The sequence below is a fragment of the Bacteroides luti genome, assembly GCF_900128905.1.
Lineage (GTDB): Bacteria > Bacteroidota > Bacteroidia > Bacteroidales > Bacteroidaceae > Bacteroides > Bacteroides luti.
Window position 1 is genome coordinate 194,266 of record NZ_FQTV01000003.1, and the last position, 15,532, is coordinate 209,797.

The window sequence follows — 15,532 nt, forward strand, 5'->3', positions numbered from 1 at the left end:
TTATTTCAAAATAGATTGCGGACAATTCTCCTTTTTAGCAGCCCAGCTTTTATTCGGAATAGCTCCCATTACAAATTCCAGAATTCCACCTTCGAGAATCTGCTTATGAGTTATGTAACTATTCTCAAATATTTTTCCATTCAGCGTTGCCGACTGGATATAAATGTTCTCTGTTGAAACGCCATGAGCTTTTACTACAAACTCTTTCCCATTTTCAAGGCGGATACTCATCTTTTCAAATGCCGGAGAACCTATTACGTAATATGGATTTCCGGGACAAACAGGATAAAATCCCATTGCTGAAAAAACATACCAGGCAGACATCTGACCGGCATCATCATTACCGGACAATCCCCCCGGAGCATTAACATATTCTGTATTGCGAATATGGCAAATCTGCTTCTGGGTTTTCCAGGACTCACCCACATAATTATATAAGTAAGCAATCTGATGGCAAGGCTCATTGCCGTGCCAGTATCTCAATTCACTAAACATGGAATCCAGCTTGCTTACAAACTTATTCTTGCCACCCATCCATTGAACTAATCCTTGCACATCTTGCGGAACATACCACGTATAGTGACAAGGTGCTCCTTCGGTAATGAACCGTGCAAAGCCAAATGCATTATCAGCATTAAGGAAAGTGCCGTCAGCATGTCTTCCCTGAGCGTATCCGGTTCGTTTATCAATCACATTTTGCCAGTTCTTTGCACGCTTAGTAAGCAACTTATAATCTGATATTTTCCCTAGTTTCTTAGCTACTTGTGCCAATACATAATCATCATACGCATATTCCAATGTACGAGAAACCTGCTCATTCATATGAAATGCTTCCGGCACAGAGTCTTCCAATGGAATATACCCGTACTTTGTGTAAGAAGTCAAAGCCCTGCGCCCCATACCGTTTTTATAATCTTCGAACGAAGCCGGTGATTGAAAAGCATTCTGCCGCATAGCTTTATAAGCTGTTTCAATATCGAAGCCTTTTATGCCTTTTATATAAGCATCTCCAATAACCGAAATGCAGTGATCTCCTATCATGGCTGCCGTGTAACTGTTCCAACAAGGGAAAATGGGTAGCCAACCACCTTGCTTATATTTCTCAACCAACGACTGAACCATCTCACCATCCCGTTTCGGATCAATGATTGTCAAGAGAGGATGCAAAGCACGATAGGTGTCCCACATGCTAAAATCATCATAATAATCACCCTTTTCTATCTTACGGATTGGAGTACCTTTTGCAAAAGAAGGATAACGTCCATCTACGTCATTAAAGACCCTCGGCAAAAACGATGAACGGTATAAAGCTCCATAGAATTTCTCTTTATCTTCTTTACTGCCACCTTGAACATTTAGTTTAGATAGCTGGTTTTGCCAACATTGTTCAAGTTGATTTTTGGTCTGATCGAAATTCCAATGAGGAATCTCTGCATCAAGATTATTCAAGGCCCCCTTCATATCGGTAAAAGAAGAACCCACTTTTACCATTACTTTTTCATGCGCCGCAACCTTAAAACCGATAAAAGCGCCTATATTATATTTTTTTCCAATTGATTTCTGTTTTGAATAAACCAAGCTGTCTTGGTAAACGCCATACGTTGAAGGCTCTTTTTCGAACCTTACCACAAAATAGCCACTAAATCCTGTGGGTTCACCCCACCCTTGATAAATACGATGAGCGGGATTGTATCCTCTAATCTCACGTTTTTCCAAATCTATTTCAATATACCCCTCTCCTTCATCACTATTAGGGTTAACCACCAAATAGGCCATTCCCTCTTCATCATAAGTAAAACGAAACAAAGCAGAACGAGATTGGGCGGTCATTTCTGCCTGTGTGTGATAATCTTCCAGATAAGCTGAGTAATATGACGGAGTTGCAATTTCCTTTTCATGAGAAAAAGAACAAGCTCTCTCTTCGGGAGTAGTTTTCAGAACTCCTGATACTGTCATTAAAGTCATACTGCCATAATCCTGCGTACATCCTCCCACAATCCAATGCGAATTGCGGAATCCCTGCAGCTTGCTATCTCTGTAGTAATAAGGAGCAATGCATTTACGCTCTGTATCCTGGGTCTGTGGTGTCCAGAAGTTCATACCATGAGGTACTAATACAGCGGGCAAAGTCTGCCCATATTCTTCTGAATGCTTACCAAACTTACCAGCTGTTTGAGTTATGCTTGCAGCTGTTCCCACGCGGGTATCAACATATTGTTGTAACAACTCCTGCGAAGTAGCTCTATTACACAAGCAGCACAATAAAACTAAAAAAAGGTACTTTCTATTCTTCATAAATCTAAAAGTAAAACTAAGTAAAAGGGTAAAAAATGGGGAGAAGGATGAATATCTTTACACTTATAACCAATAAGACAATTTATTATCTTCTCCCCAAGAGCACAACACTATAGCTTTACTTTTTCTTTGTTAGTATCCAGTGTTTTGTTTCCAGTTGGTATTAGAGTTCATAACATTTCTATGAATTGGAAATATACGACGCCATTTCTGAGTTTTTGCAGCTGGATTTACAACATGTTTCAATCCCCAATCCTTTTCGAACTGACCAAAACGGATCAAGTCATTGCGACGCCACATCTCACTAAAGAACTCACGTCCACGTTCGTCAAGAACATCTTGCAAAGTAGGAGCTGTAGTTAATGTAGGAGCTTTTACATAACTGCGAATCTGATTGAACAAACTCATAGGAGTATCGCCGTTGGTAGCTGTTGCACCACGAAGAATAGCTTCAGCCTTCATCAGTAGAATATCTGCATAACGGAAAATAGGCACATCGTTACTTTGGTTACGGTTATAAGTTTCATAATCAGAAGCCTGAATACCCCACTTAATACAACGGTAACCTTGATTCCAACCATTAAAGTTATCACCTACATTCATAGAGGCATCACCCGGTATAAGTAAAGTTACATTTTTGGTAAGTACTACACGCTCTCCTTTATACATGTAAGGCGTTGTGGTTTTATCAAAGGTTGTAATATTATAAGTATTAAGCGCATCTTTCAAAATGATATCATTACGTTCATCTCCTACCAGAGAGAAACGATCGGCAGCTTCAGGTGTAACTGTAAAAATACCACCGGCATTCTTTGAAAGTGTTACGCCTAGCAAACCAGTACCAGTTCCTCCATCATTATTAAATTTAGGCCAGTATTGGAATCGAGCGTATGTCAGACCTTGCGCTGTTGCATTATCATAAGGCATTGCATAGATAAAATCCTTAATCTGGTAACCATTAGTCGGCATAAATTTCTTGCGATAACTATCACTCAGATTAAACTTACCGCTTTTAATTATTTCATCACAGTATTTCACTGCATCATTAAGTTTGGCATTTGCCAAAGTAGGCTCATAATTAGCAACGTCACCACAAGTGTAAACAGCCCAATTTAGATACAGTTTTACAAGAAGAGCCTTAGCCATCCATACAGTAGGCTTTCCATAAGTCGAAGCATCAACATTTTCAGATAAGCCGCCGGAATTAATGGCACGAAGTAGATCGTTCTCAATAAAGGCTGCTACATCTGCACGTGGAGAACGGTCAATTGCCTCATCAGCTGCAACAACATGATCCAAAATAGGCGCATCGCCAAACATATCCATAAAGATGAAATGATAGAAAGCACGCATTGCTAAAGCTTTTGCTATAGACTCATCAGTTGCACTTTCGCCTCCAAGGTCTACAATAGCCCGATTACATTTAGTAATGGCTCCTGTGATATCACCAAGCCAATCGACATGTGCATCATCAGGATTACTCATGTGAAGCGTAGAATGAACATAATTACCACCGTCATACCAGTTACCACCATAAGTAACTGCAGTAAATTCGTCGGAAGATAGCCATACTGCTTCTGTAAAACGACGTCCTAAAGCACCACGGAATCCATAGTACAAATCCGCCATCTTTGCCTCAGTTGCAATTTCGGAACTCGGATAAGAAGTATAGGTTGACTTAATATCTACATCCAAATCGGTACAGGCCGTTACTGATGATATCAGCAAACCTGCTAATAAGGTATTTTTAATATAGTTTTTCATTGTAAGTTCAATTTTTAGATGATTAGAAATTAACATTTACACCTAGCATAAATGTACGAGTACGAGGATAATAATTAGTTCGTCTATCTATTCCCGGTTCCAAGCCACCAAGATTAATTTCAGGATCACGGCCGGAATAGCCAGTAATTGTAAACAAGTTATTGCAGGTTGCATATACCTTGAGTGAGTTAACCCAATTACCCAACTTTCCAAATGAATAACCTAAAGAAAGAGTTGACAAACGGAAATAATCACCATTTTCCAACCAACGATCTGAAGGAGCTTGTGACTGAACGTCTGTTGCTCTTTGTTCTGTAGCTACTGATTTCAGTACATTTCTGCCTTCGGTTACGAAGCTTACATTACTATATTGTTCGCGAGTTGCATTATAAATCTTATTGCCAAAAACTCCTGTAAAGAACAAATCCAGACTCCAGTTCTTATATTTGAAGTTGTTTGTCCAACCCAAATTCAACTTAGGCTGTGCACAACCTGTAATAGTACGGTCTGTATCAACTGGATCTTTTGTAGTTTCGCCAGTGCGTTCTCCAGTTACTGGATCATGTTTGTAGAATATTGATACACCATCTGAATTATAACCAGCCCATTCATAAGTATAGAACGTTCCAAGTGGATGACCTTCCATAATACGCTCTACTTGTGCGTTTGAAGAATAACCTGCAATTTCCGGATCGCCTGATGCAATATAGGCTACAGAATAATCACTATTGGAAATACTTTTCACGTTGTTTTTGTTATGTGAAAGGTTCAAGCTTGTATCCCAAGTGAATTTCTTTGTACTGATAGGGGTTGCATTAATTGTTAATTCAATACCTTTATTGTCAATATCACCTACATTTGCATACATCCAACCATAAGGGTAACGGTTTGTTGATACACTATATGGGTGAATCAAATCGCTTGTACGCTTATCATAGTATTCAATTGTACCACCTAGACGACCTCCAAAGAAAGTAAAATCAAGACCTAAATTGAGCATTGCAGTTCGTTCCCATTTCAAATCAGGATTTGCATTAGACTGAGCAGCGATTGTACGGTAAAGACTGGAATTTCCATTAGCATCTGTATATGTAAACCATCCTGAAGGACCATAAGTCTGAATTGCCTGGTAAGCGCCAAATCCCAAAGAGTTACCACTGACACCATAACCTACACGGAATTTCAAATCATCAAATACGTTCAAATCTTTGATAAATTTCTCTTCGCTCATACGCCATGCAAGAGATGCAGAAGGGAATGTTCCCCAACGATTATTTTTACCGAAAGCCGAAGAACCATCACGGCGGAAAGTAGCCTGAAGCATGTATTTACTGTTATATGAATAATTCAAACGACCATAGAAAGAAATCATACGAAGAGTTTCCAGTCCATAACCCGAGATACCACTCATGTCCATTTTGTTAGCAAAAGCAAGGTTATAGTATGAAGTAGCATTGCTATAGAAATTATAAACATTAAGACCAAAGCCATCGTTATTGTCCGATTGCTCATAAGAATAACCGGCCATTAAACCTAATTTATGAACATTAGCAAATGTATGATCATAATTAAAATAGGTTTCAAGCACTTTCTTTTTATTTTCAACAGTTCCACGATAAGCATTACCATTAGTATTAACAATCTGAGACTGTATAGTATTATAATTGTTATAGTTGATTTGCTCGTTCTCATAAGAAAGATTCAAGTTCCAAGCTAAATCCTTATTGATTTGTAGAGTGGCCTTACCTGTTCCCTGAAGATCTTTCTTAATCGTTTCATAAGAGTCCTCATAGATCATGGATAGCGGGTTGAAATATTGATTTACAGCTGTGTAATTATACCAAGAACCATCTTCATTTTTTGTAGGAAGTAAAGGTGAATAATAGTTCATGGCATCAAATACACTCTGACCGTCTTTATTTGATGAAACAGTCTTGCCTTTGCTTTGTGCTGCATTAACATTGAAAGCCAAAGTCAAACGGTCATTTAAACATTTTGTCTGCACATAAGCACGACCTGAAAAACGTTCAAATTCAGTACCAAGAACAATACCTTCTTTATTTAAATAACTCATGCTGGCATTGTAGCTTGAACGTTCGTTTCCTCCGTTAATAGAAACATTATGATTGTGGCTGACTGCTGTACGAAGCACTTCATCATTCCAATTCGTATTGGAACCTTTATCATTAGGAAGTGTGATATTATTAGCTGCTGCGTAAGATTTCAAATCACTAGCCGACATCATATCAAGACGTTTAGCTATGTTATCAAATCCAACATAACCACTATATGAAACAGATGTACGATCAGTTTTGCTTCCTTTCTTTGTAGTGATAACAATCACACCATTGGCAGCCTTAGAACCATAAATAGCAGTTGCAGATGCGTCGCGAAGCACATCAATTGATTCAATATCCTCTGGAGCTACAAGATTCAAAGACATACCAGGAATACCGTCAATAACATAGTAAGGTTCCATCGCTGCGCCTGAACGCAAAGAAGATGCACCACGAAGAGAGATAGAAGCTGTTCCAGATGTAGGATCACTGCTCTGAACGATAGTTAATCCAGGAACCTTGCCTTGCAATAACTGTCCCGGATCGGTATAAACACCGGTATTCAGTTTGTCAGCTTTCACTGTAGTAATAGAACTAGTAACATCCTTACGGGTCATACTACCGTAACCTACAACAACGACTTCATTCAAAGTTTTGCTGTCTTCTTTTAAGGTTACATTAATAACATTTTGAGTTACCTTAATTAATTGGGCTGTAAAACCAACATAGGTAAATGAGAGAGTACTTCCTGATGGAGCTGAAATGGAATACTTTCCGTCAATATCAGTAACGGTTCCGTTAGTAGTTCCTTTCACCAGGACATTAACACCAATCAGTGGCTCGTTGTTCACGTCGACCACCTTTCCAGTAATCATACTTTTTTGAGCAAATACGGAAATGCTACTCATCAAAAAGATGAAAAGACATGCTAAAAGTGTTTTGCGCATAACTATAAACTTAGGTTAAATAATTTTTTTACGCCGCTAAAGTAGATCACAACAATCAGATGAAGGATGAAAATCGAAAAATAAAGGAGGAGAATTGAGCAGTTTCCGATATTTAACCAATTGTGTTCATTAATTATCCAGAGAAGCACTAGGCAATATACCAAACTTCTTAAAATAACATTGGCTGAAATATTTAGGATCGTTAAAGCCTACTTCATAAGCAATCTCAGAAACATTCATATTCTTGCTTATTTTGTTAATATTAATAAGTTCCTGAGCCTTTTTCAGACGATAATTACCTATAAACTTTGCTGTTGAAGTTCCTACCAAATTCTGTAATTTCTGATTAAGCAATGTTTTGCTAATTCCCATAGCCTCAGCAAATGAATTTACATCAAAATCCGGATTTTTATAACTATCCTCAATAACACTCATCACACTATTCAGGAATTTGCTATCGCGTGACTCTTCATCTATACGCAGAGTTCCGGGATCCATTTGAACATCAAACTGTTGCTGAGTTGTTTGCCGTGTTTTAAAAATATTATGTATACGAACCAACAACAGTTCTTCATTAAATGGTTTCTGCAAATATTCGTCCACACCAATACGGTAGCTTTCCAAACGGGTATCATCGGAGACTTTAGCAGTAAGCATTAAAATAGGTATATGAGAGATAGATAAATCCTCCTTTACTTTTTTAGATAGTTCAAGACCATCCATGACAGGCATCATCAAGTCACTGACAATAAAGTCTATGTTATTAGACTTAAGCAAGGTCAGTGCTTGTGCTCCATCTTCCGCTTCAATAATATTATATTCAGAGATCAATATGGAACGAACATAAGCACGCATATCGGGATTATCATCAACCACCAATATTGTTTTCTTCAGTTTATCATTCTCACCTTCTATTTGTTCTGAAATTTTAGAAATAGCTTCAGCTTCCTGATTTGCACCAACTTCTTGATAAAGTCCTTCATCAGTTTGTGGCTCATAAACCTCCATAGGCATCAGAATTCGGACTGTAACTCCGGATTTTTTATTATTTCGGGCGTAAATTCGTCCACCGTGTTCATTAATAATACGCTTGCAAAGGTACAGACCTATACCTGTTCCGCTCTGACCATAAATATGAAACTTCATATTCTTCCGAGACTGATAGAAGCGATCGAATATTTTATCCAAATCTTCATTCAGTACTCCAACACCTGTATCAGAGATCGATATATAAATTCTATTCTGTCCTTTTTCATCAATATAAGAATACACATAAAGATTAACTTTTCCTCCATTAGGCGTAAACTTAATGGCATTGGAAAGCAAATTCACCAAAACTTTCCGCATCCATTCTTCATCATACAGGTAAAAGGCGTTCTTTGTACGAATCATGCAACGAACTTCAATTTGCCTATCTTTTGCAAAGGCTTCAAATGGTACTACAGTACTTTGAATAAAAGCAGGCAAATTGTTTTGCTTTTTTGCTATCATAATTCGTCCTGATTCCACCTTACGGAAATCCAGCAATTGATTTACCAAAGAAAGTAATGACTTTGAATTTCGTTCCGCTAAGTTTAGCTGCTCTCTCACTTCTGGATTATTGCTCAGCTTTAATGCACGATCTATAGGTCCAAGAATTAAGGAGATAGGTGTCCTGAATTCATGCGTTATATTTGTAAAAAACGAAATTTTATCAGCAGTAATTTCCTGTATTCGTTTGGACAATTCTATTAATTGTTTCTTTTGCTGCGTTAACAAATCGTTCTGATGAGAAAGAACATTCATTTTTTCTTCGAGTTCCAGCGTACGTTCTTTTACCTTTTCTGTCAAGATCCGTTTTTGCTCCTTATAAGTAGAAATCCGCCACTGATACCAATAGAACACTATTATTGCTGCGATAATTATCATAAGGAAGAAAAACCACCAAGTCTTATAAAAGAAGGGCGAAACAGTTATAGAAAGTTCTGTTATCTGGCTATCACTCATATTCAGAGGGTTCTGTACCTTTACCTGAAATTTATAATGTCCAGCTTTCAAGTTAGTATAGCTTGCATAATGTCTTTTCGGATCACATTCAATCCATTTATTATCGAAACCTATCAAGCGATAATAATACTTCAGTTTTCCTGCATTCTCATAATCTAAAGCAGAGAACTCTATAGAGAACGATTTATCACGTTCATGGAGATGTACTTCATTAGCCCATGATATGCTTTTCTTCAGATAACTATTTCCGCCTTGTGTTATATCGTTATCCAGAACGGAGAGACGAGTAAAAATAACTTTCTGAACATGTTTCTTGTTATGGTTAATCCCTACTCCATTAAGTCCTATCATTCCATCAATTCCTCCAAAATAAAGAGTACCATCTTTTGCACGGCAATATGCATTCCAATAAAATTGTCCGGAAAGTAACCCATCCTTTTGATAGTAGTTTGCAAAATTTTTCGATTTTGGTGTATAACATGAAAGTCCATCATTTGTACTGAACCAAAGTCGATGCTGTTTGTCTTCCAAAATACCAAAAATAGTATTATCACATAAGCCGTTCTTGGTAGTAAAATTAGAAAACTTATAATGGTAATCCTTACTTTCTTCTAAGCGATAAACGCCATAACCGTTGCTGCCTAACCAAATTGTACCATCCGAGGCCTCAAAAATGCAACATATTTTCTCTATCAGTTTACTCTGCGGATTATCCAGTTTGTATTCCATATAGTGAAAACTAACATTTTTCCGGTTTTTGGCAAACGAGTATAGATCAATGATAATCAAGCCATGATGAGTACCAACCCATAATCTTTGTTTTCGATCAATAAGCATATTAACCAATGAGTTTTTAGGCAAGCGGTCGGTTGGCAATACAATATTAGTAAATGTATTCCGGTTCAGATCGTAAAAAGACAATCCTTCAGCAGTACCAATCCACATTCCATCATTTAACTTATCAAAACAAAGAGATCCTATAAAATTGCTACGAAGAGGAGTATTCCTTGTACTATAGTTTGTAAACGAAAGATTTGCCAGATTATTCAAGCTGGTCCGGTCAACTCCGCCTCCCGATGTAGCAACCCATAGCTGATTACGATTATCTTGTGCAATAGCACATACAGAATTATGGCTCAGACTATTGGAATTTCCTGCCTGATGACGATAATGTATAAATTCGTCTGTACCCTTTTTACGTAAACTAAGCCCTTGTTCAACATTACCTAACCAAAGATTTCCGTAAGAATCTTCAAAAATGGAATTAACAGGATTTTCAGCCAAGCTACTTATGTCATATCTGTTATTGGTATATAAACGAAGTTTCAAATTACGGCTCTCCATCTTATTCATGCCGCTAATTTCTGTTCCTATCCACAGTATTGGTCCATCAACAAAAAGGCAATTAATAAAACTAGAGCTGTTAATATGTTCCGAAGTATAGACAGATTTCTCCAACCGCACAAAATCATCTGATGCGGGATTATAAAAGTTTAGTCCTTTAAGAGTTGAAACAACCAGTTCTTGATTTTGTGTTATTGCAATGTCTGTAATATAATCCTGTGTCAAAGAGTTTATATTCCCATCCTGAGAAGAATACAGCTTACACTTTTTACTTCGTTTATCATAACGAAAAAGTCCTCTATCTGTTCCTACCCAGATATCTCCTCTGTAAAGACAGAAACAGTGAACAATGGCTTCTTTACCAAAAGAGAAAGACGGCATAAGCTTTAGCAATCTCATTGGGCCAAGCTTTCTGGAAATTACCTTAAACACATTCGGACCATAGCCCACCCATATATCTCCATTAACCAGACTTAAAGCGGTAATGGAAGCAGAGTGTCGTTCATATTTTGAAGTAAGTGCAACGCAACGTTCAATGCGACCTTCCGAAGTAAAGAATAAGTGATACAGATTTGTCTGAGTGGCCAGCCAGATAGATTTATCTTTATCACAGACAATAAAGTAAACAGGTTCTTTAGAAAGATCTTCGCTTTTAAAAAAAGAAAAATCAATCGGCTCCAGCCTGTTAGTCTTTAAATTCAATAAATCCAGTCCTGCTTCAGAAGCAATCCACAAACGGTTAAAACCGTCTTCGCATACCTGGTTAATGAAATTAGAACGTAAACGTACAGTTGGCGTTGTAATATTATAGTTTACAAAAGAATAGCCATCATAACGTGAAAGCCCATTGTGTGTAGACAGCCACAGAAATCCCTGACTATCTTTATAGATATCGTCTATATAATTGTGAGGTAACCCATCGCTGATGGTAATAGCCGAAAAATTATATTGGTCCAGGATTTTTCGAAGAGATACTTGCGCATGACATGGAATTACAATTGCTAAAAGACAAGCCAGCAACAAGCAATCTATACTTCTATTTATAATTTTATATGTTTTTCTTTTCATTTATGGACTAGTACTAGTTTCTCAAAGCTTTATTGGTTCAAAGAACAAAAGTATATTTCTTTTCTTTGAGAAACAACAAATACCTGCACAAATTGTTTCAGTAAACAATTTCTATTCCACAGTCCAATCAATTTCCAAGGGATTATCACTAGTTTTATAAATTAGAGGTAAGTTTTCATTATCTATAATCCACATATTCGTCAAGTCTACATCTGCTAATACATGAATTGTTTTTTTTCCATTAAACTCTTGTTCTTCTGTTAATTCTTCAGCAGCCTTCCGATAGGTCGTTCCATTATAGACAAACCAACCTTTTTCTTTCAACGATTTCCATGCACTGCGTGAGATAAAGCCAAAAGTTTCATTCGCAGGTAGTGCTACTACGCATCCATCAACAGGTTGCAACCAGCTCAGACTGCTACCGTCTTCAACATTCTGCCTCCCCATTTTGTAACATCCCTTCTGCCTGTTAAAGTTACGTAAGACACTCCATTCAAAACGGATAGTATCCTGCTTTTCTGTAATACAAACGTCATAATTACGAGTTTGTCCATGCAATTTAAAAACAAACTTATACTTTTCGTTTATCTGTGCATTAACACACATAGTCAGCAACATGACAAACATTCCTAAACATATTATTCTTTTCATCGTTGCACTTCTACATTTTAACCGGAGGTAACTCCTCTGTACCCCAATCAGAAGGTTTATTTCCCATTTCTATAATCAGTTCTCCACCTTGCGATAACTCATCATGGTTTATCCATGCCCGATGGAGTTCTTTCCCATTTAAACTTACATGTTGAATATTGCAATTCTTTTCGGATAACTTTTTAGCTACCACATGCAAACTGTTACCATTAGTCAAACGAATGGTGTATTCACTAACCAAAGGCGAATGTATTAAATAATAAGGTTGCCCTGCATTAGGATAAAGCCCCATCATGTGAAAAGCAAGCCAGGAAGACATAGCTCCAGAATCATCGTTACCAGGTAAACCGCCGGGAGTGTCATTATAATTTCGTGTAATAATCTGTTTTATACGTGCACTGCTTAAATCAGGACGTCCAATCCAATGATAGAGACATGGAGTTAAAAAAGATGGTTCATTATTGACATTATAATATCCTTTGTCGAAGAAAGTATCCAATCGGTTACGGAAAGCTTCATTTCCTCCACTTTTCTCTATCAAAGCCGGAACATCATGGGGGATACTTAATGAATATTCCCATGAAATGCCTTCATAAAAGAAAGTTCCCCACCATGGAGCATACCATGGAGATTCATTGGTTACTGGAGTATAACGGAATGTGGGATGTTGTACTTTGGAATGACCAAAAGGCAAATCATCCAGCCATTCTCCGGAAGCAGAGCGAGGCATGATAAATCCCTTTACACCATCATATTCATAATTATCGCGCCATAAGTTTTTCCAGTTATCAGCTTTGCGAATATATTCTTTGTAGATATCGTTTTTCCCCAGCATCTTAGCTACTGTAGCAATGTTATAATCGTTATAAGCATATTCCACCGTACGATTTCCAGCACGGTCAATGCCAAATGGCACATAGCCCAGTCTGTTATATTCCAGTAATCCGCCGCGTCCTTCCTGTTCTTCATTACCTCCGGGAGGAACAGTAGCATCTTTCAGCATTGCTTTCAAAGCTAATTCATAATCAATGCCTTTCAGTCCTTTTACCAATGCATCGGCAATTACAACCTCTGCATTCGAACCACCCTGGGTACGACCATTTGCATTACCACTACGAGCATCGGGCATATAACCATCCCTCTTATAAATGTTTATGAGTGCATTAACTATATCAGTTTCTCTTTGCGGTGAAAGAATTGTAATGAGCGGACTAGAGGTGCGATATGTATCCCATATAGCATAAAAATCATCGTAATAAGGAGCATTATCCGTCCAAAGAGGATTCTCTCCGGTACGGTCAACCGGCATAATAAGAGTATGATAAAGGGCGGTATAAAACATTCGTTTTTGTACTTCCGTTGCTCCTTTTCCCAACTCTATGCGTTCCAACAGTTTTTCCCATTGAAGGCGTACTTTTGCCAATAGCTGCTGGAAGTCCCAATGTGGAATTTCCTTGCGAACATTTTCCTGAGCCTTAAGTGAACTCAGAAAAGAGATACCAATCTTAAGTTTAACGGTACTTTCTGTACTTTCTTCTCCCCAAGAGATTACTGCACCCGTTTTCTTCCCCTCGTCACATTGTGCTTTCTCAGTCGATGAGGAAAATTTATCTTTCCAGGTAAGTGTCTTTGTAAAAGGTTTATCGGCCACTGCATAAAAGTAAACCGTATAGGCTCGTCCATTGTTCCATCCTCCACGGATGCGACTATAGCCACGAACTTCCGTGTCTGATACAATTTCTATTTCTGAACCAACAAACTGTTGTGCTTCGCGAGCATCGGGAACCGGATTCTCTCCCAAAAAGAAACCGGCATCTACCCGTAATGAGCGTTTACTCTCTTTTGGATAAGTAAACTGATAAAAAGAGCATCGGTCAGAAGTGGTCAGCTCTGTTTGAATGCCATTTTCCTGGAAACGTGTATTGTAATATCCTAGCTCTATCTTCTCATATTCCCGCTTTGCCTCATGGCTTTCCATATCAGGTTCTCCACAATAGGGCTGCACTAGAATATTTCCATATTTAGGTCCTCCACCTGTACCGCTTACGTGCACCTGAGCAAAACCGGTAACAACTTCGGGCATAGGTAACCAGCCGCTATTAGGTTTGCAGGTACAATCCGGGCCGGGTTTTACCATTCCAAACGGTGCCGACGGGCCAACAAAGACCCGTCCCAAACCTTCTGAACCAATTTTAGGATCAACATATTTACCGTATTGAGCATATGTCATCAAAGAGATACATAAGCACCATACAGAAAGAGAGAACTTTATCAATCCACGTTTATTCATAACTGAATGCATTCTTCAATTTTTTCTTTATATTTTAATATATATCTTCTTTTTGTAAAGCGGATAACCTATAGCCCAGTTTAGTAATACAAAAACAATTGCATAAACAAGAGAAGCCACATAATCATCGGGCACCACAGAATGAATGCCTCCAAATAAAGCTTTACTGATTCCGAAATCTGCAAAAACAATATTCATCAGTTCACTGATAACATATATAAAGAGGGGATTTACCCCAAATGAGACAAAGAAAGGAGTCCATCCTTTATTGCCTTTGTCATCAATAACATAAATGAACCAAGCCAGCAGACAAGTAGCTAGTCCGCAAGTGAAAAGCACCAGTGTAGGCGACCATATACGTTTGTTCATTGGCAGTCCGTATGTAAAAAGCAGACCAACGCTAATCAATACAAAGCCAAAGATAAACAAGTGAAGCATTTTATTTTTCAGATCAGCATGTTCCATCAGAATCTTTCCTCCCCAGAAACCAAGAATTGTGTGTGCTATGGACGGAATAACGCCAAGTAATCCTTCCGGATCAATAGGGCTCTTGTGATATAAATGCGCTGTTCCAAACACTCCACGATCTACAATACACAGAATATTTGTTTCATCACATATATATCCGTTAGCTAACAGCAACAAAAAAGCATATCCCACTAATAATAAGCCAGCCAACCACGGCAACCATTTATGGTTAACCGTTACAGCCAAAAGCGAAACAATCCCGTAACACAATGCTATGCGCTGCAAAACGCCTGGTAAACGTATACTATCGAAAGGAAGGAAATCTCCTTTGCAACAGCCCTCGAACCAATAGATAGCCCATCCTATTAACAGGATAAGGCAAGTACGTTTCAATATTTTGAGGGCTAGTGGATTTGACCACTTAAACTGAAACTTTCGTAATGATATGAAAGTAGACATTCCTACCATAAACAGGAAGAAAGGAAACACCAGGTCGGCCAGTGACAAGCCATTCCAGGCTGAGTGGCGCAAAGGTTCGTATGAAACCTTACCTCCTCCGTTATTTACCAGAATCATGCCTGCAACTGTTAGTCCGCGCAACACATCGAGCGAAAGCAAACGTTGTTTTTGAGGTATATTGTTTTGTGTATTTTCCATTACTT

Annotated in this window: 7 protein-coding genes; all 7 read right to left on the reverse strand. The window is 38.2% G+C overall.

All coding sequences use genetic code 11. The annotated features are described in order from the left end of the window. The 7 genes from BUC21_RS04125 to BUC21_RS04155 all read right to left on the reverse strand — a co-directional run bounded on the left by BUC21_RS04125 (nucleotide 1) and on the right by BUC21_RS04155 (nucleotide 15,527). The gene (locus BUC21_RS04125) at nucleotides 1–2,295 is read right to left on the reverse strand and encodes a GH92 family glycosyl hydrolase (protein WP_073399481.1); all 2,295 of its coding nucleotides are present in this window, start codon (nucleotides 2,293–2,295) and stop codon (nucleotides 1–3) included. Between the two features lie 132 nt (nucleotides 2,296–2,427). Beyond that, entirely contained in the window at nucleotides 2,428–4,059 is a 1,632-nt protein-coding gene (locus BUC21_RS04130; protein ID WP_073399641.1) for a RagB/SusD family nutrient uptake outer membrane protein, read from the reverse strand. Nucleotides 4,060–4,081: 22 nt separating this feature from the next. Continuing rightward, nucleotides 4,082–7,063, reverse strand: a complete 2,982-nt coding sequence (locus BUC21_RS04135; RefSeq protein WP_073399483.1) for a SusC/RagA family TonB-linked outer membrane protein — start codon at nucleotides 7,061–7,063, stop codon at nucleotides 4,082–4,084. A gap of 129 nt (nucleotides 7,064–7,192) precedes the next feature. After that, on the reverse strand, nucleotides 7,193–11,461 hold the full coding sequence (locus tag BUC21_RS04140) for a hybrid sensor histidine kinase/response regulator transcription factor (protein ID WP_073399485.1): 4,269 nt from the start codon (nucleotides 11,459–11,461) through the stop codon (nucleotides 7,193–7,195). Between the two features lie 111 nt (nucleotides 11,462–11,572). Then, nucleotides 11,573–12,112, reverse strand: a complete 540-nt coding sequence (locus BUC21_RS04145; protein WP_073399487.1) for a hypothetical protein — start codon at nucleotides 12,110–12,112, stop codon at nucleotides 11,573–11,575. Nucleotides 12,113–12,122: 10 nt separating this feature from the next. Beyond that, entirely contained in the window at nucleotides 12,123–14,402 is a 2,280-nt protein-coding gene (locus tag BUC21_RS04150) for a GH92 family glycosyl hydrolase (RefSeq protein WP_073399643.1), read from the reverse strand. 27 nt (nucleotides 14,403–14,429) lie between these two features. Beyond that, nucleotides 14,430–15,527, reverse strand: coding sequence for an acyltransferase family protein (locus BUC21_RS04155; RefSeq protein WP_073399489.1), 1,098 nt, complete (start codon nucleotides 15,525–15,527; stop codon nucleotides 14,430–14,432). Between the last annotated feature and the right edge of the window lie 5 nt (nucleotides 15,528–15,532).

What these genes read in the sequence shown, in the direction of transcription:
- BUC21_RS04125 (WP_073399481.1), bottom strand. Translation starts at nt 2,295, where the DNA reads ATGAAGAATAGAAAGTACCTTTTTTTAGTTTTATTGTGCTGCTTGTGT.
- BUC21_RS04145 (WP_073399487.1), bottom strand. Translation starts at nt 12,112, where the DNA reads ATGAAAAGAATAATATGTTTAGGAATGTTTGTCATGTTGCTGACTATG.
- BUC21_RS04140 (WP_073399485.1), bottom strand. Translation starts at nt 11,461, where the DNA reads ATGAAAAGAAAAACATATAAAATTATAAATAGAAGTATAGATTGCTTG.
- BUC21_RS04150 (WP_073399643.1), bottom strand. Translation starts at nt 14,402, where the DNA reads ATGAATAAACGTGGATTGATAAAGTTCTCTCTTTCTGTATGGTGCTTA.
- BUC21_RS04135 (WP_073399483.1), bottom strand. Translation starts at nt 7,063, where the DNA reads ATGCGCAAAACACTTTTAGCATGTCTTTTCATCTTTTTGATGAGTAGC.
- BUC21_RS04155 (WP_073399489.1), bottom strand. Translation starts at nt 15,527, where the DNA reads ATGGAAAATACACAAAACAATATACCTCAAAAACAACGTTTGCTTTCG.
- BUC21_RS04130 (WP_073399641.1), bottom strand. Translation starts at nt 4,059, where the DNA reads ATGAAAAACTATATTAAAAATACCTTATTAGCAGGTTTGCTGATATCA.